Source organism: Shivajiella indica (assembly GCF_042683085.1).
GTDB classification, from domain to species: domain Bacteria; phylum Bacteroidota; class Bacteroidia; order Cytophagales; family Cyclobacteriaceae; genus Shivajiella; species Shivajiella indica.
Genome location: NZ_JBHUIV010000018.1, coordinates 167,342 through 188,005, shown reverse-complemented (window position 1 = coordinate 188,005; position 20,664 = coordinate 167,342). Strand labels below are relative to the sequence as shown.

Genomic DNA, 20,664 nt, shown 5'->3' with positions numbered 1-20,664 from the left:
GAGAAAATTTCCCTTTCAAAAATACTGAAGGATATTTATCGAAATTAATAGATATTTATGGATACTGTTGGAAATTAAATAGCTATTGAATTGGGCAAATAAATCTCAACCTATATCTTAATATCCACAAATATCCGTCTTGCAGCAGCATCAACTTATGACTCTAAATAAAAAAATCGGTCTTTTCATCCCCTGTTACGTCGATCAGTTCTACTCAAAAGTAGGCATTGCGACATTGGAATTATTGGAGAAACTGGGTTGCCAGGTCAATTATCCCCTTGGGCAGACCTGCTGTGGACAGCCAATGGCCAATGCAGGATATGAAAGGGATACCATCGGCACCACCAAACACTTTGTGGAAACTTTCATGGAGTACGATTACATAGTAGCCCCTTCCGGTAGCTGTGTGCTGCATATCAAAGACCATGCAGCCCACATCCCGGGAATGGAAAAGGAACAAGACAACCTCCACCATAAAATTTTTGAACTGACTGAATTTCTCACTGATGTCTTGAAAGTGGAAAACCTCAAAGGGGCTTTCCCGCACAAAGTGGGCTTCCATGCCTCCTGCCACGGGCATAGGGGCTTAAGGTTAGGCTCCTGCTCTGAAAGAAATGAACCTTTTTTTAGCAAGGCCAAGCAGCTGCTCAACCAAATTGAAGGTTTGGAGTGGGTGGAATTGATGCGGAAAGACGAATGCTGCGGATTCGGTGGAACCTTCGCTGTTACGGAAGAGGCCCTTTCCGTTCAAATGGGCAAAGACCGATTGGAGGATCATTTAGCGCACGGTGTGGAATTCCTCACCGGCGGGGACATGTCCTGCATTATGCACCTGGAAGGCATTGCCAAGAGGAATAAGCAGCCTTTGAAATTTATGCATATTGCCGAAATCCTAAACCAAGCCATCTCATGAGCCATCCTGCCAAAGCATCGGAATTTTTACAGGACACTGCCAAAGCCAAGTGGCATGATGAAACCCTGTGGTTTGTCCGGGACAAGCGGGACACCATCAGCAAGACCATTCCTGAATGGGAACAATTAAGGGAATTGGCTTCCCAGATCAAAGACAATGTGCTGGCCAATCTGGATAAATACCTTATTCAATTTGAAGAAAAGGCCAAAGCCAATGGCATACAGGTGCATTGGGCCAAGGATGCAGAAGAGCACAACCAGATTGTGCTCGGTATCCTTCAAAGGCATCAGTGCAAAGCCATCGTCAAAAGCAAATCCATACTCACGGAAGAATGTCACCTCAACCCATACCTGGAAAAAAACGGGATTGAAGTGGTAGATACGGATCTGGGAGAACGTATTGTCCAGTTCCTTAACCAACCACCTAGCCACATCGTGTTGCCTGCGATCCACTTAAAAAAAAGGGATATTTCTGAGCTTTTCCATGAAAAACTGCATACCGAAAAAGGCAACGAAGACCCTGCTTACCTCACCCATGCTGCCAGATTGCATTTGAGGGAAAAGTTTCTGGGTGCCAAAGTGGCCATTACCGGAGTGAATTTTGGTGTAGCCGAAACAGGGGAATTTGTAGTTTGTACCAATGAAGGCAATGCCGACATGGGGGTCCATTTGGCCAATGTGCACATTGCCTGCATGGGCATTGAGAAAATCATTCCCAGAAGAAAGGATCTGGGGATATTCCTTAGGTTGCTTGCACGCTCTGCCACTGGGCAACCCATTACCAATTACAATTCGCACTTCCGATCCCCTGATTCGGGAAAGGAAATCCATATCGTCCTGGTGGACAATGGACGTACAGAACAGTTGGCCAGAGAGAAATTCAAAAATTCCCTCAAATGTATCCGATGCGGAGCATGTATGAATACCTGTCCCATTTATAGAAGAAGTGGCGGTTACAGTTATGGCTCTGTGGTCCCAGGTCCTATAGGCTCCATTCTATCTCCAGGCCTTGATTTAAAGAAACACAGTTCACTACCCTTTGCCTCCACCCTGTGTGGATCTTGTTCGGATGTCTGTCCTGTGAAAATCAATATCCATGAACAACTCTATGAATGGAGGCAGGAAATCACCAAAGCCCAGGGAACCAATGCGAAAAGCATTTCCATGAAAATCGCCAATGGGATATTTGCCGTCCCTTTTGCCTATAAAGTCATCGGAACGATGATGCGGGGAGCCTTGAAATTCCTGCCTGACAGCATTACCTATTCAGGGCTGAATACCTGGGGCAAGCAGCGGGATCTCCCCGAAACGCCAAATGAAACTTTCAAAGATTGGTACAAAAAGAACAGGTCATGAGCAGCAGAGTAAATATTTTAGCCAAAATCAAAGCTATACCGAGAGAAAGCGGCCATCTTCCTGAGATACCCGATTTCCATTTCACAGAAAATATCCCTTCCCGCTTTATCCAATCCATTGAAAGCAATAAAGGTGAAGTGATTACGGAATCCGGGTTAAAAGAATTTCTGGAAACCAACCGCTTTGAAAGAATCATTAGTTTAGCCAAAGGAATGGAAAACCTTTCCACCCTGCCTTTACCAACCGATGCCCATGAATTAAATGATCTGGAAGTGGCCATTATTCAGGGTCAATTTGGTGTGGCAGAAAATGGGGCCATTTGGTTGACGGATGAAAACTTGGGCTTAAGGGCTTTACCTTTTATCACCGAGCATTTGGTGATGGTATTGGAGGAAAAATCCTTGGTTTCCAATATGCACGAAGCTTATCAAAAAATAGGAGAGCAGCATTCGGGTTTCGGACTTTTTATCGCCGGTCCTTCAAAGACAGCAGATATTGAACAATCCTTGGTGATCGGGGCACATGGGGCGAAGAGTTTGAGGGTGGTTTTAAGGTAGAGACGAGAGATTAGAAGCGAGAGCCTAGATAAAGTGAGAAGGTGAAAGGTGGATTGCGGAGAATTTTGAAACATTAAGGATTTACGGAAATAAACTTTTAAGTAAATCACCCTAATTCCCTTTCAATTTGCTCCAAACTTTTACCTTTTGTCTCAGGCAGAACAAAATAAAGCACAATAAATCCAAATGCACAGATAGCTCCGTAAAGCCAAAAGTTATTGGCCCAGCCCAGATTTTCTTTAATAGTTGGGAAAGAATAGGTGAGGGTAAAATTTCCCACCCAATGTGCGAGGGCCGCGATTGACATCGCTGCTCCCCGTATTCTTGTCGGAAAAATCTCAGAAAGCACCACCCACAACAAAGGAGCCAGGGTAAAGGAATAAAACATTACGTTGGCCAAAACCAAAAATACGACAACCCATCCTCCTTCATCCGCATAGAAGGAGTATCCTATCAGCAGGTATAAAAATGCCATCGCAGAAGTGCCTATCAGCAAAAGTTTCTTTCTGCCGAATCTATCAACCGTAAATATGGTAATGAATACAGACAATACCATCACCGATCCGATCACGACGATATTCAACATCATCTGCTTCAGGTTATAACCAGCGGCCTGGAATATATCAGCGGCGTAGTAAATGATCACATTTACCCCACTCCATTGTTGCAAAAATGACAAGAACACCCCAATGGCTAGAAATTTGACAACCCGCTTATTCAGTAATTCTTTGAAGTTAACCCTTGCCAAATCTTCAGTTCTTAGGGTAGTTTTTATCTCAGAAACAGAAAGGTTTTCATAAAACTCCCCACCGATCTTACGCAATATTTTTCTCGCTTTGGCCTCTTCATTGTTTTTGATCAACCACCTGGCACTTTCCGGCACGAAAAACATCAGGAAAAAAAACAGCATGGCCGGGATAACTTCCACGCCAAACATCCACCTCCAGCCATAATTCCCACTCCAACTGGCCGCAATCATTTCGAAACTGGCATCATCTATCAATTCCTTGTCCAATAAGGAAATCTGCCAATTGGTAAGTTGTGCCAACAAGACCCCAATCATGATCAAAAGTTGGTTGATGGTCACAAACATCCCTCTTTTCTCAGGTGGGGCAATCTCTGCTATATACAAAGGAGAAAGGTTTAGCGCTATACCCATGGCCACCCCTCCTGCTATTCTATAAAAATTAAACCACCAAAAGGTATCAGAAAGGGCAGTCCCTATGGCTGAAAGGGAAAAAAGGAAACCAGAAAAAATCAATAATTTTTTCCTGCCTAATTTATCACTTAGAATGATGCATAGGATAGCTCCTACCATGCATCCTACCAAAGCAGAACTGGTACCCCACCCCTGATCTGTTGGAGAGGTGATGTTGAAAAAAGGTTCATAAAAGGGTTTGGCTCCTCCAATCACCACCCAGTCGTACCCAAAGAGAAAACCACCCAAGGCTGCAGTCATGCTAATCAGCCAAATATATTTCTGGTTGTAAGTTATCGATTGATTCATTTACCCTTATTTGTTCCTTTAACAATATCCTTAAAAGTTAATCAATGCAATCCAAATCACCAATAATGCTTATTTTAGACTCAACCTATACAATTAACATTAAGATCAAATGAAAACTTTTGCATTTAAGATGAAACTTTTCCCAGGCAATGAGAAGGAATACCAAAGAAGACATGAGGAAATTTGGCCTGAACTTAAGGAACTCCTCATGGACTCAGGTATCAGTGAATATCATATTTTCCTGGATCAGGAAACTTATACACTTTTTGCTTTCCAGAAAGTATCAGGCGAAGGAAATTCACAAGACTTGGGAAGCCATCCAGTGGTGCAAAAATGGTGGTCCTACATGGCAGATTTGATGGAAACCAACTCTGATAATTCTCCGATAAGCACAGAATTAAAAGAAGTGTTTCGGCTTATTTAATCCATTAATCAAATATCTTCACATGGTATACATCACTCAGATTTCTTTTGATTCCCAAGGCCTTAAAACCACCCTCTTGGGGAATTTCTTCTATGAGGTCAAAAACTTTACAATCTTTAGGTAATCCTTCAAAAATCAATGTAAACCGATGGCTTGGGCCAAAAACATGAAGCCACTGAGGATAAAATGGGATATTTTCAACATTCAGCAATTTTGATTTATTTATACCTTCTTTTGGTATCAAATAAGTACTCGGCCAAATCCGTAACTGCCACCAAGCGTAGGATGATTTAATAGTCACATGAACGATTACCTGTTTCTCCACCTCAATGGATTCTTTGGCCATTTTGACCACCTCCTTTTCAATTCGTACTTCCGGTTCGGTAATAACTTCAGTTCCTTTGTTTCTTATGCTTACCCACATAAATTTCAATCTGGTTTTTACTTAATTTACTCCAATTTGATTTTCAAGCCAAAGAAAAACATCCTGTCTGAAAACATTTGCCTAAACTCTAATAATTCCCTACTTTCATAAAATTAACCCAATACCTATGAAAACCTTCACCAAATATTTCTTTGTTTTCTGGATTATTGCTTTCCTGCTATTCGCTTATTGGCAAGTCAATGATCCTGACCCTGAGATCTGGGTTTCCATTTATATTATTGCTGCATTGTTTTCAGGAATGGCCGCAAAAGGTAAGCACCCCATGATACCTTTATCCATATCCATTATAGCCTGTATTATTGGAGCCATTTATTTCTTTCCCGAGTCTGTTTGGGAATGGATAGGTTTTGAATTGGAAAATAAGGACTTGACCATGAAAACAAAAGAATCTGAGGAAGCCAGAGAGACTTTTGGTCTGCTAATTGTAGCAGTAGTATTATCCGTATCAGCTTATGTTGGTTGGAAAAAGAAAAATTAAACTATCATATTTATTGCATTATGAAAAAATTAATCCTTTTTATTCTTCCTTTATTGGTTATCTCGCAAATTAATCTTGCACAGGATACCCGCTATTTTGAAATGCGTACTTATACCGCCCATGAAGGAAAGAGACCGGATCTTATTAAACGCTTTCAAGACCATACCCTGAAACTATTTGAAAAAAACGGGATTGAAAATATTGGCTATTTCATCCCTACTGATGAGTCAAACAATACCTTGACATTTATCCTTGCTTATCCGGATAAAGAATCAAGGGATGTCCTATGGAATAAATTTGCCAATGATCCAGAATGGGTGGCAGCTCGTCAGGCTTCTGAAGCCAATGGACCTTTGGTGGCCAAAGTAGATCAGGTATTTATGGAAATAGCTCCGGAATTGAACCCTGAAATCGTCAGATGGCAAAATGAAGGGAAAAGGGTATTTGAATTAAGAACATATTATATGTTTCCAGGGAGAGTGGATGCCATTAATGCCCGCTTCAGGGATTATACACGAGAACTTTTCCAAAAACATGGCATGACCAATGTCATGTATTGGTATACAGAAGAAAAGGATGGGTCTCAACCCAAACTGGTTTATTTATTAGCCCATAAAAGCGAAAAAGCCGGAAAAAAATCCTTCCAGAACTTTGGAAAAGATCCAGTATGGATCATGGTCAGGGACAAATCTGAAGAGACAGGTCCTATTGTTGAAAAGGTAGTCTCTCTTTATTTGAAACCATTACCTTTTTCACCCATGAAATAAAAAAATCCCTGTGGTTGCCTTAATGCGCAACCACAGGGAATTTTTATTTTCTAAATTTTTTGTACTACTCACAATTGTACCCAAGTTTATTCGAAACTTGGTACATGGTACTTTGAACTTGGCACAAGATTTCACTCTTGCCTCTTGTCTTTTGTTTCTAAATTCTCTCTTCTCTTTACAAAATATACTGCGACAAGTCCCTATTTTTCACCAAGGAGCTCAATCTCTCCTGCACCATTTCTTTGGTAATTATAATCCTTGAATTTGACTCGATAGTATCAGGGACATCAAATAGGAAATCATTCAGCAGATGGCTCATCACAGTATGTAATCTCCTTGCCCCTATATTTTCTACTTCCTCATTGATCTTGAATGCCAGTTTTGCTATTTCCCTGATGGCTTCATCATTGAAATCCAGATACACTTCCTCAGCTTCAAATAGCGCCTGATATTGTTTGGTCAAGGCATTTTTAGGTTCCTTTAAAATACGATAAAAATCATCCTCAGTAAGAGAATTCAATTCCACCCGTATCGGAAACCTTCCCTGCAATTCAGGAATCAGGTCAGAAGGTTTGCTCACATGAAAAGCACCGGCAGCAATAAACAAAACATGGTCAGTATTAATAATTCCGTATTTGGTATTGACACTACTTCCTTCCACAATTGGAAGTAAATCCCGCTGTACTCCTTCCCTACTTACATCCGGGCCACCACTTCCCTTGCCACTTTTAGAAGCTATCTTATCTATCTCATCAATAAAAATTATTCCATTGTTTTCTGCCAACCTGATGGCCTCTTCCTTAACTTCATCGAAATCAATTAATTTACTGGTTTCTTCTTCCATTAAAATCTTGCGTGCTTCCCCAATACTCACCTTTCTTTTTTTGGTACGCTTGGGCATCATCCCGCTTATCATTTCCTGAATCCCAGCCATACTGGCATCATCCATCATCCCGTTACCTATCATTCCAATTCCAACTGGGGGACTTTGTTTGACATTTATTTCAATTTTTCTGTCCTCTAGTTCTCCGTTTTTCAATTTCTCTCTGAACCGCTCCCGGGTCCTTTCATTCAGTTCATCCTCCGATGCCTGCTCCGGATTGAAATCAGTGGTAATGGAAGTGCCCGGACGTACAAAACCTGTTGTTTTTACAGGTGGAATTAATATATCCAGGATGATTTCGTCCACCGCTTCCGCAGCCTTTTCCTTAACCGCTTCATTTTTATTTTCCCTGACCAAATGAACGGATTGCTCTACCAGGTCACGGACCATACTCTCTACATCTCTCCCTACATAACCTACTTCTGTGAATTTTGAAGCCTCTACTTTTGTAAAAGGTGCATTGGCTACTTTTGCCAACCTCCTTGCAATTTCCGTTTTACCTACACCTGTGGATCCTATCATCAGAATGTTGTTTGGAACAATATCTCTTTGGATATCTGATTTCACATTCATTCTTCTGATCCGGTTTCTTAAAGCAATGGCAACATTCCTTTTAGCATCATGCTGCCCGATAATATATTTATCCAATTCAGCTACAATCTGTCTCGGAGTCAAATGATTGATATCGTTTCTCATATTTATTTAAGGGTCCTAACCTTTTTTCTTCCCTAATATTTAAATCAAATTGTCCTTTTATTAATTAAACTCTTCAACTTGAACCAGGTTTTGTTTTTCACAATTTTTAAATAAGCAGGTCTAAAAATATGTTGGACTGCTTAAAGCAGCCCAACACATCTAAACTTTTTAAAACTTTAAATCCGTCCTAAAATAGAATTCATCAGAAAATTTCTTCTGCTTTAGATTCCTTTGGAAATGTGAATACCATGGGTTCTTCTACCTTGGTCTTTAATAAGGCAATTTCCAGCACATCCTCCACCTTATCCACAAAGTGAAAACTTACTCCTTTGATATACTCTTCATCAATTTCTTCAATATCCCGCTTATTCTTTTCACAAAGGATGATATCCTTGATTCCAGCTCTTTTAGCAGCCAAGATTTTCTCCTTAATTCCACCAACAGGCATCACCTTTCCCCTAAGGGTGATTTCACCCGTCATGGCAACTTTTGATTTAACCTTTCTTTGGGTAAAAATCGATGCCATAGCAGTTAACATGGTAATACCAGCTGAAGGGCCATCTTTTGGGACAGCACCTGCAGGTACATGGACATGCAGATCGTAATTATCAAAAACCCTGTAATCAACCCCTAACTTCTCTGCTTTGGATTTAAGGTATGAAAGGGCAGTGATGGCAGATTCTTTCATCACTTCCCCCAACTGACCGGATAGGGTTAGTTTCCCTTTTCCCTTACTTAAGGAAGCTTCAACATACAATATCTCCCCTCCTACAGAAGTCCATGCAAGACCAGTAACCACTCCGGCAATACTATTGTCCTGGTAAATCTCTTTATCAAACATCTCCCCACCAAGTATCTTTCTGACAACTTGAGGGGTGATTTTTTTACTGTATTCCTCTTCAAGAGCTATAGATTTGGCTACATTCCTTATTACCTTACCAATTGCCCTCTCCAAACTTCTGACTCCTGATTCTCTCGTATAATCCTCAATAATTTTAATAATGGCCGATTTCTCAAAAGAAACCTGACTGGCTTTTACACCATGCTCTTTTCTTTGCTTTGGAATCAGGTGTTTCTTGGCAATCTCAATTTTCTCCTCCAATGTGTATCCAGTCACCTCAATAATTTCCATCCTGTCCCTGAGTGCAGGTTGAATGCTGTCCAATGAATTGGCAGTAGCTATAAATAAAACCTTGGAAAGATCATATTCAACCTCTAGGTAATTGTCCACAAATGTACTGTTCTGTTCCGGATCCAATACTTCGAGGAAAGCAGATGAAGGATCTCCCCTGAAATCCGAACTCAATTTATCAATCTCATCCAAAACATATACAGGATTCGAGGTTTTGACCTTTTTCATGTTCTGAATGATCTTTCCGGGCATAGCTCCCACATAAGTTTTGCGGTGACCACGGATTTCGGCTTCATCATGGACTCCACCTAAAGACATTCGGATATATTTCCTATCCAAAGCTCTTGCAATAGACTTGCCCAAGGAAGTTTTTCCAACTCCCGGAGGTCCATAAAGACATAGGATAGGACCTTTCAGGTCATTTTTCAGCTTCAGGACTGCAAGGTATTCAATAATTCTTTCCTTTACCTTTTCCAGACCATGATGGTCTTTATTCAGGATATCCTTGGCTCTTTTTAAATCAAAATTATCTGTCGTGAACTCATTCCATGGCAATTCTACCAGAGTTTCAGCATAATTCAGCGCAATGGGATATTCCGCAGCGGAAGGATTGATCCTCAGGATCTTATCCAACTCTTTCTCAAAATGCTTCTTAACCGCCTCAGGCCATTTCTTTTTGGCTCCTTTTACCCTTAATTCTTCTACTTCCTTTTCAGGCCCTTCTTCGCCCAATTCAGTTTGAAGCACCTTCATTTGTTGGCGCAAGAAATAATCCCTTTGCTGCTGGTCAATATCCGTATGGACCTTTTTATGGATTTCACTCTTCAATTCCAACATCTGAATATCCTTCATCATAAACTCCAATAGCAAGGTGGCTCTTTCAACACCATCATTGATTTCAAGCAGTTTTTGCTTGGCTTCAACTGGTGCATTGATATTGGAAGAAAGGAAATGGGTCAGAAATGGTGTATTATCAATATTATCCAAGGCAACCTGAGCTTCCCTTGGAATCTCAGGGTTCAAATGAAGGATTTTGGCGGCAGCATCCTTCAAAGATTCCTCCAAAGCCTGGATTTTTTTGCTGTTTTTTGGAAAATTTTCCTCAAGGTATTCCACCTTAGCAGTGAAATATGGGTCCTCCGATAAGGTTTCAGTGATTTTAAATCTTTTTTTCCCTTGAATGATAATCGTGGTATTCCCGTCCGGCAATACAATCATCTTTATGATTTTTGCCAAGGTTCCAATGTGATAAATATCATCCCAGGAAGGGTCATCATTCTGTGGATTGATCTGGGCACAAACCCCGATCATTTTATCTCCCTTCTGGGCTTTTTTTACCAGCCTGATAGAACGCTGCCTTCCAACTGTTATCGGAATTACAACCCCAGGAAATAACACAGTGTTCCTTACCGAAAGAATTGGGATTTCTCCAGCATAATTTTCAGGTTGGGAGAGGTTTTCCTCTTCATCATCTGTGATCAACTGAATGAGATCACCTTCTGAGGCATAATCCCCTACCATATAAGATTGAAATATTTGGTTTTCGAATTTATTCATAAAGGACAATATGACAGTTGTCTTGTCATGTTAACATCAAAATATACAAGAACCCTCAATTTAAGAAGGTTCTTTATATTAAACCAATGTATATGCCAATGTTTAATCAATAACAAATTGGCAGGTTTTTCAAATTAATATGAATAAAAATCAGCTTTCAACTGGCCGGTCTGATTCTAATTTAAAATAGAGATATTGGGTAAGAGCAAAATCAGAGCATTTTCTAAGTCATGGCCAGGTTTTATGATCTAAATTGCCAGAATTGAATGAAAAAAATATAGGGAAAAGCTAATGCCTTTCCCCTTATCAGCTAAAGAATTTCAATGGATTATTTTTTAAGTAGTAAATATTTTTAAAATGTCATTACCTATGGCAAACACCATTAAGGCCAATAACAAAACCATACCCACTTTTTGTGCATTTTCAAGGAATTTGTCTGATGGAGCCTGTCCGGAAACCATCTCATATAACAGGAACATCACATGTCCTCCATCTAATGCAGGGATGGGAAGTAAATTCATAAAAGCAAGGATCATGGAAATCAAACCTGTAATACTCCAGAATTTAACCCAATCCCATCGTTTGCCATAAATTTTCGCCATTCCGATCGGTCCGCTGACATTCTTTGCGGAAACTTCACCTGTGAACATTTTTCCCAATGCCCTGGCATTAACAATTACTACTCCAAAAGCTCTCTCTGTTCCTTTAACAATAGATTCTGAAATACCATACTTCTGGACAACTGGTTCAAGCAAAGGATTTACCACAATTCCTATGGTCCCTTCCGGACTTACATTAGTACTCTTTTCCAATCTTTGCCCATCTCTTTCAATAACCAATGAAGCTTCTTCCCCTTTGTTTTCAGCAAGAGCAGACTGCAGTTCATTGAAATAGGCTATGGGTTTGCCGTTGATTCCAAGTATTTTATCCCTGGGCTGAAGTCCAATAGTGGAGGCCGGACTTCCCGAAACTACCTCTCCTACTTCAAACGGCATCCGGATATTGATGAACTTCATCATACTTTCCTCATTGGAAAAGGAATTGATAAATCCTCTTGGAATCTCGATTCTAATCAATTCACCATTCCTCTCCACGGTGTAATAACCTTCACTGCTCAATAAAGCCTCGCCGCTACTTAAGTCATTGATACTTCTGTAAGGCTCTCCATTGATATCCAGAATTTTATCTCCGTCTTGAAAACCAATCATTGCACCAATGTCATAGGCTACTATGCCATGCTCAATGATTTGATCTCTCGAATAATAAGTTTCCCCTTTTTGATAAACCAAAACCACAAAAATAACAATGCCCGTTATGACATTGACAATAATACCTCCCAGCATCACAATCAACCTTTGCCATGCCGGTTTTGAACGGAATTCCCATGGTTGGGGCTCAGAACTCAGTTGTTCAGTATCCATGGATTCATCCACCATACCTGAGATTTTCACAAAACCTCCCAATGGGATTGCTCCAATGGAATATTCTGTTTCTCCCCATTTGAATCCAACAATTTTTGGAGGGAATCCAATGGAAAATTTTTCGACACGCATTCCAAACATTTTTGCAGTCAGGAGATGTCCCAACTCATGCAGGCCGACCAAAATTGATAATCCCAGGATCAACTGGGCCACCATAATAAGTGTATCCATTATACTTTACTCTTAATTAATTCCTGTGTAATTATTCTGGACATTTTGTCCGTCTCTATGTAATCTTCCAAACTTGGGTGCAGAATAAAATCTGATTTATCCATAGTTTCTTCTATTAAATCCGACATTTCAAGAAACCCGATTTCATCCCGCAAAAATGCGGCCACAGCGATTTCATTTGCAGCATTTAATATGCAAGGGACATTGCCACCCCTCTCCAGGGCTTCAAATGCCAGTTTTAGGTTCCTAAAAGTTTTCATATCCGGTGGTTCAAAAGTGAGATTCGGGTATTTTGCAAAATCAAAACGAGGAAAATCAGCTTTCAACCTGTCCGGATAACTTAAAGCAAACTGAATAGGGATACGCATATCAGGGAGCCCAAGTTGCGCTTTTATGCTTCCGTCTTCAAATTGTATCAAAGAATGTATTATTGACTGCGGGTGGACCACTACCTCAATTTGTTCCCTGCTGACACCAAAAAGCCATTTGGCCTCGATAACCTCCAGCCCTTTGTTCATCAAAGAAGCAGAATCTATTGTGATTTTGGCACCCATGTCCCAATTGGGATGTTTTAGAGCCTGTTCTTTGGTCACATGCAGCAAAAAACCCTTGTCTTTTCCTCTAAACGGGCCACCTGAAGCTGTCAGAATGATTTTTTCAATGGGGTTGTGAAACTCTCCTACAAGGCATTGAAATATTGCTGAATGCTCAGAGTCTACCGGATAAATATTTACTCCACTTTCTTTTGCCAATTTGGTAATCAACTCCCCGGCCACTACTAATGTTTCTTTGTTGGCCAAAGCAATATTCTTCCCTGCAGAAATAGCATGAATGGTTGGAATCAAACCGGAGTAGCCCACCAATGCGGTCAGGACAACATCGACGGTGTCCATTTCAACGACCTGATTCAAAGCCTTTTCTCCTGCATAGACTTTAACATCAGTAGCCGACAATGCTTCTTTCACTTTGGGATATAAGGACTCATTGGCAATTACCACACAATTAGGATTAAACTCCAAAGCCTGTTGGATCAATAAATCGGCATTGTTTTGGGCAGTGAGCACTTCTATTTCAAATTTATCCGAATGGGATTTGATCACTTCCAGTGTTTGGGTTCCAATGCTACCTGTAGAGCCTAAAATGGCTACGTGTTTTTTTTCTGACATGAAATCTTTAAGCAAGGAAGGGTTTAATGCATTAATAAACCCTAATAATCTGACAAAATTACAAGGAAGAAGGACTTTTCCTTCTTATTTTTCTGTCTTTTTGAAAATAGACAACTTTGGCATAACTTTTACATAAGTTTTTTTGTCCTTCTATTTTGTTTAACCCAAAAATTACAAATTCGTTATCAAGGAAATGATGAAAAATGTAAAAATTATCTTTGTGGCTTTTTGTGCAGGTTTAGCGGGTGCATGGGCATTCCAAAAATTACATAACCACCCAATAGCAAATATCAATTCAATCCCATCAATTGAAAAAACCGGACAGCCTGGAGTGACAGTCAGGTATGAAAACACAGAACCGACCAGAATTTCAGAGAACATTCCTGTATCATTTGTAGCAGCCTCTGAAAACAGCACTCCATCTGTAGTCTTTATTAAAAATTTTGAAGGAACAGATCAAAGGCGTTATAGTATGTTTGATTATTTCTTTGGCACAGGCCCGACCCAAAGGGTCAGTACGGGTTCAGGAGTCATTATTAGTGCTGATGGTTACATCATTACCAACAATCACGTTATAGACCGGGCAGAAACCATAGAAGTGGTCCATCAAAAAAGAACTTACCCAGCCAAACTCATAGGGACAGACAAGAATACAGATATCGCTGTTCTTAAAATTGAAGCGAATAATCTCCCTGCTATCAAACAGGGAAGCAGTAGGGAATTGAGAATAGGAGAATGGGTGATTGCTGTAGGAAATCCATTTAACCTGACATCCACCGTCACGGCAGGCATTGTATCTGCAAAAGAAAGACAGATCAATATTCTTGGAGGGGAGTTTCCTTTGGAATCCTTCATACAGACTGATGCTCCCATCAACCCCGGAAATTCCGGAGGGGCATTAGTAAACATCAATGGTGAATTGGTCGGAATCAATACTGCTATTTTATCAAGAACCGGATCCTACACGGGCTATGGTTTTGCAGTACCTGTAGATATTGCTATGAAAATTTCCAATGACCTGATTCAATATGGAGAAGTACAAAAAGCTATACCAGGCATTGATGTAGTTGAAATAACTCCTGAATTGGCTGAAGAAATGAAATTGAAAACTTTGGACGGGGTCATTGTAACGCATACCATTCGCAATGGAGCTGGAGAAAAAGCCGGTTTGCAAAGAAATGATGTCATCACAAAAATAGATGGAGTAAACATCACCGGAAAAGGAAGTTTTGAAGAATTACTGTCTTATTATTACCCGGGCAATAAAATTAAGGTGGATTTCCAAAGAAATAACCAAAATCAAACTTTAGAATTGACCCTTCAAAATTTAGAAGGTGGTATTGGCATACTTAAAAGAGAGTTTTATTCTTCCAATATACTTGGTGCCAGACTTGAAGCGGTAAACACTATAGAAAAAGACAGATTTGGAATCAGTCATGGCATCAAAATTACAGGAATGACCAGAGGATACCTAAGAGAATTGGGATTGAACAATGGATTTATCATTACCTATATCAACGGAGAACCTGCCAAAAACCCAGAAAATTCAGGGAAATTTCTTGAAAGTTACAGCGGAAGGCTAAGATTGGAAGGAATGACTCCATCTGGACAACCCTTTATGCAATCTTACAATGTAAGGTAAATTATTTTTTGTAACTTAATAGAAAATGATAAAGCCATGAAAAGTGCCGCTCCTACCTGTGAAAAGTGCTTCCTTGATTTCCAAGAAGCACTTGAAGAACTGGATGAAAACATCCAATTAGGGAAACTTCATAATTTTGAAGAAAAGTATCAAAAAAAGATCATTCGCTCTTTTGAAATATCCCATGAGCTAGCCTTAAATACGGTAGGTGAATATTTAAAAAAAATGGGTAGAAAAGCAGATTTAGGGCCTAGGGACACTACCGTGGAAGCCTTCAATGAAGATCTCATTGATGATGGTCAGGCATGGTTGGATATGATAATTGACAGGATAAAATCCGACCCACTATATGCGGTGGATTTCCAGCGAGATCTGACTGGAAATATCATCAAAAAATATTTCCGAATGCTAATGAACTTTGAAAGAAAAATGAAGGAAAAAATGAATTGAATAAAATTTTCAACCTTGATGTAGCACAATGGCCAAACTTTACGTCAAGGTAAAGTCAACAACCCAAACTTCCCATGGATAATGTCGTAAAAAAGAGCTTGTTAAAAATTTTTAATTGGCCCGTGTTTATTATTTTGGCTTTGGCCATGTTTCTGACTTTACCTTCCTGTCAAGATGAGGTAAAAAGTAGCTACACCTATCGAACTATGATTCCGGTATTTCTGGAAATGAGTACTTTACGGGAAGCTGATATTATTATTGAGCCGGGAAGGCAATTGGACAATCCGGGAAAAATTTACCTTTATGGAGATTATCTATTTATCAACGAACCCCAAAAAGGAATACATATTCTGGACAACTCAAATCCTGCTTCCCCTATAAATTTAAATTTCATCAATATCCCAGGAAATGTAGACTTAGCCATAAACAGCAACATTTTATATGCGGATAGTTATGTGGATTTACTAGCCTTTGATATCAGCAATGTGAATGATATCAAAATGGTCAAAAGGGTAGAGAATGTATTTGAGCATATGTTCACCGATATGGCTAGAAATACCATCATGACCTTTAAGGACACTGTCATTACTTCTGAATCGGAAATCATGTGGGGTTGGACGGGAAGACCTGGAATGTGGATGGCACTGGAATCTGCTGCTCCAGGACGGTCAAGTGATTCACAAAGCTATGGACAAGGTGGATCTATGGCGCGCTTTACGCTGATGAGTGGGCACCTGTATGCTGTTGATGAATACAGCTTAAGGGTATTTGATGTGTGGCAGGAGGATGACCCCAAGCACCTTAAAAATATCAACCTTGGTTGGGGGATTGAAACCATTTTCCCGTTTCAAGACAAACTTTTTATTGGTTCGAATACTGGTATGCATATCTATGATGCAAGCGTACCCTCTGAACCTAAGGTAATGTCTGTATACGAACATATTACCGCTTGTGATCCTGTAGTGGTAAACGAAGAACATGCTTTTGTCACCTTGAGATCCGGGATGTTTTGTAGATTAGGAGTTGATGAATTACAGGTAGTGGACATCAAAAATCCCTATGCTCCAAAATTAGTAAAGGCTTATCCCATGCTGAATCCTCATGGACTGGCTCTTGCAGGGGATTTTCTTTATTTGGCAGAAGGAAAGCATGGACTAAAAAGTTTCAATGTGGCAGATGTGTTCAATATTGATAAAAACCAATTGGAATTTCTAAAAAGTATGAAGTCAGTGGATATTATTCCAGGTCCTAAATCATTGATCGTAATAGGTCCTGACGGAGTATGTCAATTTGATTATTCTACCCCTTCAGTTCTTCAACCCTTAAGCTGTATTCAAGTGAAAAATCCGGTTGTGGTTTAGACTTTCATTTTCTCTTCATTAACATATAAGGATTTAGACTAATGCTCCTATGAGGAATTTTATTTTTGCTTTCATTATTTCTCTATTCTTTATTGAGCATGGTTATGCCCAGGAAAAAGCCTTCATCAACCATACAGATTTTGGATTGAGCTTTGGCCGGGTGCAAATTTGGGATGGAAACTATAACACAAGGGTAAATATTTCTTTTTCAAGCTTCAATGGGGTAAGAATTAATCCCAACCATGCTGTAGGATTTGTTGTAGGTATTGATACCTATCCTAATTTGACCCTTATGCCTTTGGCATTTGCTTGGAGAGGATTCTTAGAAAAAGGGAAGAGAACATCTCCCTTTGCGGGATTTGATTTGGGATACAGTTCTGCATGGATGGAGAATAGGACCAGTAATGATTTTTCAGAACAATGGTATGAAGGCGGCCTAATGGCTAGCCCTACAATTGGGATAAAAAGAAATTCAAAAAAAGGGAACTATGCCTTTACTTGGAGTTTGGGATACAAAAGACAAAATGCTACGTATTTTGATGGAATAAAAGAATTGCAAATAGCAAGTTCATTGAATTCCAATGACTTGCCTCCTGGATTTTCTTCTGTTCGGGAAGAAGCCTATATTTTCAACAGCCTTTTTTTTAAATGGGGATTGATTTTTTAATCAAAAAATAAGGCAAACTAATTATTTAGAATTTTCGTAAAATTGATCTCTCCTAACTTTTCCATCTCTGTTAAGATTCCTGGATTAGCGAATTGTTGAAAGATGCGAACAATAAGGGGTTTTAATTGTTCAACCATAAAATTTCATATTTTGTGTAAAAGAAGGAACTGTGATTGAACTGAAAAGCTTAATATTGATTTGTTAAATTTTTATTTCTTAAAAAAATGCTTGAAGTCAATGGATTAGTCAAAAAATACGGAAAACAGAATGCCGTAAACAACATTACTTTTTCCTTGGAGGGTGGAGAAGTTGTTGGACTTTTGGGTCCCAATGGTGCTGGTAAAAGCACCACGATGAAGTGCATAGTCGGATTACTTCGAAAAAGTGCCGGCGAAATAAGCATTGGAGGTCATGACCATTTATCGGTGGAAGCAAAAAAACTTTTTTCTTATATCCCAGAAACTCCCCATGTATATGATTTATTGACTGTAAAAGAGCATCTGCAATTCATTGCCCAGGCTTATAGCGTTATCAACTGGCAGGAAAAGGCAGTTGAACTGATGGAAATTTATGAATTGGATGATAAACAGGATAAATTGGGCCGGGATCTTTCCAAAGGAATGCGTCAGAAAGTATCCATTTGTTGTGCCCTTTTGCCTGATCCCCAGATATTATTTTTTGATGAGCCTATGATCGGTTTGGATCCTAAAGCCATAAAAAACACGAAAAGGATTTTCAATGAACTGAAAACAAAAGGCAAGACAATCTTGGTCAGTACCCATCTTATTGACAGCGTCGAGACTATTGCTGATAGGATAATGATCATGAAAGAAGGTAATATCATAGGAAATGATACCCTGGCCAATTTAAAATCCAATTTCAGTAGGGATGATGATTCAAGTTTAGAGGATCTGTTTCTAGAATTGACTAAGGATGAATGAATTCAAGCTTCTTTTACGAAAGGATATTTTTATCCTTCTGAATAATATCAAACTCATACTTAAAAATCCTTTAAGGTTGCTTCCTTATGCTTTTGTAATTGGATATTTCAGTTTTTTCTATTTTCGAAAAGGTAAGAAATCAGGAGAAATCGATACTTCTCAGGTAGAGAATCTCACAGACGCCGCTGGACAGATTGAAGAGGTGAATTTTGCTCTTCAGAACATCAGCGGAGGTTTGACATTACTGGCATTGATTTTCCTCATGTTCAAATTGTATCAATCCACAAAAAAGAATGTAAGTTTTTTCAGCATGGCAGATGTAAACTTATTGTTTACTTCCCCTGCCTCTGCGTCAAATATCCTGTTGTATTATATGATCCGGGCAATTTTTCCGGCTACGGGCGGAGCATTTTTATTTACTTTGTATAGTACAGCCCAGTTGAATGAGCATTTTGACCTGAACATCCTTAATTTGGGCATCATGTCAATGGGCATCATGCTTTTTTTCTTTATTCTTTCTCCCTTAAGGTTTTTGGTATATACGCTGAATACAAAATATAATATTCTTCCTTTGATAAAAAACGGCGTTTTTGGACTTGGATTGATTCTGGGACTGTTGGTACTGATTCCAGGCCTGATGGCAGAAAAATTCTGGCAAGGAATGTTTTCATGGATTGGGTCCCCCTGGTTTGATTTCTTTCCTTTGGTAGGCTGGAGCAGGGGAATTCTCACTTACCTTGCACATGAAAACCTTGGGATTGCCATAGGGTTTATCTCTGCCTATTTTCTTTCCTTCATTTTAATAGTTCAGGTCGTTCTTTCCAATGCCGGGTATTATTATGAAGATGTTCTGGAATCGACTAAATCCAATGAAGAAATAAAAGAAAAAGCTAAAGGTAAAAGAGAAGCATCTGAATCCTCCCTTAGCATCAATGCTAAAAAGAAGCTCGAACTGAAAAATTTCGGACAGGGTGCCGTTGCTTTGTATTGGAGAAATTATGTAAACAGTTCCAGGCAGGACTTCCACCCATTATTTGGAGTCTACGGTTTGGCATTTGCAGGTATCGCTATCATTTTTGCCGTTTTGTCCCATTTTGATTGGTTTTCTCATAAAGTAATCTATGGTTATCTACTGACTTTAATTACCATTTATTTCTTTGCAGGAATGGGAAGAACGAATGTTGGCGATTTAAAAAAACCCTATTTCATTTTAATTCCGGCTTCCTGGACATCCAAATTTTGGAATATGATTAAGTTGGATATTTACCAGACTCTGATTTTTGCTTTTATTTTAATTATCCCTACTGTACTCATTGCCAAGCTTAGCATTGGACTTATCCTTCTATTTCCTCTTTGTATGGTCATGTTCTACAGTACAGGTTTTGCCATTGCCCTGAGTACGGTTGTAGGTTTTGATGAAGGATGGGACAGAAAATTGATCAAACCGCTTATCATCGGAGGAGTTTTTATATTTGGCATAGCGCCCTCACTTGGAGCAGGATTTTTTTCTTATCTGGTTTCCCAACAGTTTGTTTATGCTCTTTTGGGCACCTCTGTTGGAATGATAATCGTCGCTGCAATCATGCTGCATGTGACCCTGGATATTATCAGTAGGCTAGAGTTTAAAGAAATGTAAAAAACCCAAAATCCAGGTTTGAAATTTTAAAACTCAATCTTCCATTAACAATTAAAAATAATCTTCATTCAATTTCAATCCCATATTTATTCAAAAGACCGGGCAGACCTTGTAGTGAAAACTTTGCCTTTTTCAACCTATTGGATTCAGGATCTATTTGGTAATTGTATGCAGTTCTAAAATCAGCCTTTTCCAGAAAGGTATTGTCAAAAATTGCCCCAAATAGGTCACAATTATCGAAAACCACTCCACCCAATTGGGCTCCACCAAAATCAACCTCCTGAAGTTTACAATCCTTAAAAATAGTTTTCCCGATTTTGCATTGGTAAAATGAAGAATGATCCAATATGGAGTCTTTGAATTCAAAAGATAAACCTACCGGTTCACATTTGTCAAAACGCAAACCCAACAACTTGCAATCTTTGAATTTCACAT

19 protein-coding genes are annotated in these 20,664 nt (G+C 39.4%); 12 read left to right on the top strand and 7 right to left on the bottom strand.

The genetic code is table 11. The annotated features are described in order from the left end of the window. Positions 1–157 precede the first annotated feature (157 nt). From ACFSKV_RS13595 to ACFSKV_RS13585, 3 genes are read left to right on the top strand one after another with little or no spacing between them, the layout of a single operon-like run. Positions 158–913 (top strand): (Fe-S)-binding protein, encoded by a 756-nt coding sequence (locus ACFSKV_RS13595; protein ID WP_380803714.1) that lies wholly within the window; start codon positions 158–160, stop codon positions 911–913. Further along, on the top strand, positions 910–2,268 hold the full coding sequence (locus ACFSKV_RS13590) for a lactate utilization protein B (protein ID WP_380803711.1): 1,359 nt from the start codon (positions 910–912) through the stop codon (positions 2,266–2,268). Before ACFSKV_RS13595 ends, ACFSKV_RS13590 begins: the two co-directional genes overlap by 4 nt. Next, positions 2,265–2,825, top strand: coding sequence for a LutC/YkgG family protein (locus tag ACFSKV_RS13585; protein ID WP_380803709.1), 561 nt, complete (start codon positions 2,265–2,267; stop codon positions 2,823–2,825). The genes ACFSKV_RS13590 and ACFSKV_RS13585 overlap by 4 nt, the downstream gene beginning before the upstream one ends. Before the next feature lie 106 nt (positions 2,826–2,931). On the opposite strand, the gene ACFSKV_RS13580 is transcribed toward ACFSKV_RS13585, so the two are convergent. Then, positions 2,932–4,332 carry a sugar porter family MFS transporter gene (locus tag ACFSKV_RS13580; RefSeq protein WP_380803706.1) on the bottom strand — a complete coding sequence of 467 codons (1,401 nt, stop codon included), beginning with the start codon at positions 4,330–4,332 and terminating at the stop codon, positions 2,932–2,934. A gap of 130 nt (positions 4,333–4,462) precedes the next feature. Here ACFSKV_RS13580 and rhaM point away from each other — a divergent pair, with 130 nt between their 5' ends. Beyond that, entirely contained in the window at positions 4,463–4,756 is a 294-nt protein-coding gene (rhaM, locus tag ACFSKV_RS13575; protein WP_380803703.1) for an L-rhamnose mutarotase, read from the top strand. Positions 4,757–4,760: 4 nt separating this feature from the next. Here rhaM and ACFSKV_RS13570 read toward each other — a convergent pair whose 3' ends face one another. Further along, a complete protein-coding gene (locus ACFSKV_RS13570; RefSeq protein ID WP_380803700.1) occupies positions 4,761–5,180 on the bottom strand; it encodes a hypothetical protein in 420 nt (139 codons plus the stop codon). Positions 5,181–5,307: 127 nt separating this feature from the next. On the opposite strand from ACFSKV_RS13570, the gene ACFSKV_RS13565 reads away from it, so the two are divergent. Both ACFSKV_RS13565 and ACFSKV_RS13560 read left to right on the top strand, forming a co-directional pair. After that, complete coding sequence (locus tag ACFSKV_RS13565) at positions 5,308–5,679, top strand: transmembrane 220 family protein (RefSeq protein ID WP_380803697.1); 372 nt, start codon at positions 5,308–5,310, stop codon at positions 5,677–5,679. 20 nt (positions 5,680–5,699) lie between these two features. Continuing rightward, complete coding sequence (locus tag ACFSKV_RS13560; protein WP_380803694.1) at positions 5,700–6,446, top strand: NIPSNAP family protein; 747 nt, start codon at positions 5,700–5,702, stop codon at positions 6,444–6,446. A 175-nt stretch (positions 6,447–6,621) separates the two neighbouring features. Here the strand turns inward: ACFSKV_RS13560 and hslU are convergent, their stop codons facing one another. The 4 genes from hslU to ACFSKV_RS13540 form a co-directional block, all read right to left on the bottom strand. After that, the gene (hslU, locus tag ACFSKV_RS13555; RefSeq protein ID WP_380803693.1) at positions 6,622–8,025 is read right to left on the bottom strand and encodes an ATP-dependent protease ATPase subunit HslU; all 1,404 of its coding nucleotides are present in this window, start codon (positions 8,023–8,025) and stop codon (positions 6,622–6,624) included. Positions 8,026–8,227: 202 nt separating this feature from the next. Then, a complete protein-coding gene (lon, locus tag ACFSKV_RS13550; RefSeq protein ID WP_380803690.1) occupies positions 8,228–10,714 on the bottom strand; it encodes an endopeptidase La in 2,487 nt (828 codons plus the stop codon). Between the two features lie 335 nt (positions 10,715–11,049). Continuing rightward, positions 11,050–12,366 carry an RIP metalloprotease RseP gene (rseP, locus tag ACFSKV_RS13545; RefSeq protein ID WP_380803688.1) on the bottom strand — a complete coding sequence of 439 codons (1,317 nt, stop codon included), beginning with the start codon at positions 12,364–12,366 and terminating at the stop codon, positions 11,050–11,052. Beyond that, the gene (locus ACFSKV_RS13540; RefSeq protein ID WP_380803685.1) at positions 12,366–13,532 is read right to left on the bottom strand and encodes a 1-deoxy-D-xylulose-5-phosphate reductoisomerase; all 1,167 of its coding nucleotides are present in this window, start codon (positions 13,530–13,532) and stop codon (positions 12,366–12,368) included. Before ACFSKV_RS13540 ends, rseP begins: the two co-directional genes overlap by 1 nt. Positions 13,533–13,725: 193 nt before the next feature. Here ACFSKV_RS13540 and ACFSKV_RS13535 point away from each other — a divergent pair, with 193 nt between their 5' ends. From ACFSKV_RS13535 to ACFSKV_RS13510, 6 genes are all read left to right on the top strand, one after another. Beyond that, positions 13,726–15,174, top strand: coding sequence for a S1C family serine protease (locus tag ACFSKV_RS13535; RefSeq protein ID WP_380803682.1), 1,449 nt, complete (start codon positions 13,726–13,728; stop codon positions 15,172–15,174). A 36-nt stretch (positions 15,175–15,210) separates the two neighbouring features. Then, positions 15,211–15,624 carry a nucleotidyltransferase substrate binding protein gene (locus ACFSKV_RS13530; protein WP_380803679.1) on the top strand — a complete coding sequence of 138 codons (414 nt, stop codon included), beginning with the start codon at positions 15,211–15,213 and terminating at the stop codon, positions 15,622–15,624. 146 nt (positions 15,625–15,770) lie between these two features. Then, positions 15,771–16,985 carry an LVIVD repeat-containing protein gene (locus ACFSKV_RS13525; protein ID WP_380804020.1) on the top strand — a complete coding sequence of 405 codons (1,215 nt, stop codon included), beginning with the start codon at positions 15,771–15,773 and terminating at the stop codon, positions 16,983–16,985. 49 nt (positions 16,986–17,034) lie between these two features. Next, on the top strand, positions 17,035–17,652 hold the full coding sequence (locus ACFSKV_RS13520) for a hypothetical protein (RefSeq protein ID WP_380803676.1): 618 nt from the start codon (positions 17,035–17,037) through the stop codon (positions 17,650–17,652). A 224-nt stretch (positions 17,653–17,876) separates the two neighbouring features. Beyond that, positions 17,877–18,593, top strand: a complete 717-nt coding sequence (locus ACFSKV_RS13515; protein ID WP_380803674.1) for an ABC transporter ATP-binding protein — start codon at positions 17,877–17,879, stop codon at positions 18,591–18,593. Next, on the top strand, positions 18,586–20,229 hold the full coding sequence (locus tag ACFSKV_RS13510; RefSeq protein WP_380803671.1) for a putative ABC exporter domain-containing protein: 1,644 nt from the start codon (positions 18,586–18,588) through the stop codon (positions 20,227–20,229). Before ACFSKV_RS13515 ends, ACFSKV_RS13510 begins: the two co-directional genes overlap by 8 nt. Positions 20,230–20,293: 64 nt before the next feature. Here ACFSKV_RS13510 and ACFSKV_RS13505 read toward each other — a convergent pair whose 3' ends face one another. Next, positions 20,294–20,662, bottom strand: coding sequence for a pentapeptide repeat-containing protein (locus ACFSKV_RS13505; protein WP_417774591.1), 369 nt, complete (start codon positions 20,660–20,662; stop codon positions 20,294–20,296). Positions 20,663–20,664: the final 2 nt, after the last annotated feature.

Coding starts and splice junctions, on each gene's coding strand:
- ACFSKV_RS13595 (WP_380803714.1), top strand. CDS start 158: ATGACTCTAAATAAAAAAATCGGTCTTTTCATCCCCTGTTACGTCGAT.
- ACFSKV_RS13590 (WP_380803711.1), top strand. CDS start 910: ATGAGCCATCCTGCCAAAGCATCGGAATTTTTACAGGACACTGCCAAA.
- ACFSKV_RS13585 (WP_380803709.1), top strand. CDS start 2,265: ATGAGCAGCAGAGTAAATATTTTAGCCAAAATCAAAGCTATACCGAGA.
- ACFSKV_RS13580 (WP_380803706.1), bottom strand. CDS start 4,332: ATGAATCAATCGATAACTTACAACCAGAAATATATTTGGCTGATTAGC.
- rhaM (WP_380803703.1), top strand. CDS start 4,463: ATGAAACTTTTCCCAGGCAATGAGAAGGAATACCAAAGAAGACATGAG.
- ACFSKV_RS13570 (WP_380803700.1), bottom strand. CDS start 5,180: ATGTGGGTAAGCATAAGAAACAAAGGAACTGAAGTTATTACCGAACCG.
- ACFSKV_RS13565 (WP_380803697.1), top strand. CDS start 5,308: ATGAAAACCTTCACCAAATATTTCTTTGTTTTCTGGATTATTGCTTTC.
- ACFSKV_RS13560 (WP_380803694.1), top strand. CDS start 5,700: ATGAAAAAATTAATCCTTTTTATTCTTCCTTTATTGGTTATCTCGCAA.
- hslU (WP_380803693.1), bottom strand. CDS start 8,025: ATGAGAAACGATATCAATCATTTGACTCCGAGACAGATTGTAGCTGAA.
- lon (WP_380803690.1), bottom strand. CDS start 10,714: ATGAATAAATTCGAAAACCAAATATTTCAATCTTATATGGTAGGGGAT.
- rseP (WP_380803688.1), bottom strand. CDS start 12,366: ATGGATACACTTATTATGGTGGCCCAGTTGATCCTGGGATTATCAATT.
- ACFSKV_RS13540 (WP_380803685.1), bottom strand. CDS start 13,532: ATGTCAGAAAAAAAACACGTAGCCATTTTAGGCTCTACAGGTAGCATT.
- ACFSKV_RS13535 (WP_380803682.1), top strand. CDS start 13,726: ATGATGAAAAATGTAAAAATTATCTTTGTGGCTTTTTGTGCAGGTTTA.
- ACFSKV_RS13530 (WP_380803679.1), top strand. CDS start 15,211: ATGAAAAGTGCCGCTCCTACCTGTGAAAAGTGCTTCCTTGATTTCCAA.
- ACFSKV_RS13525 (WP_380804020.1), top strand. CDS start 15,771: ATGTTTCTGACTTTACCTTCCTGTCAAGATGAGGTAAAAAGTAGCTAC.
- ACFSKV_RS13520 (WP_380803676.1), top strand. CDS start 17,035: ATGAGGAATTTTATTTTTGCTTTCATTATTTCTCTATTCTTTATTGAG.
- ACFSKV_RS13515 (WP_380803674.1), top strand. CDS start 17,877: ATGCTTGAAGTCAATGGATTAGTCAAAAAATACGGAAAACAGAATGCC.
- ACFSKV_RS13510 (WP_380803671.1), top strand. CDS start 18,586: ATGAATGAATTCAAGCTTCTTTTACGAAAGGATATTTTTATCCTTCTG.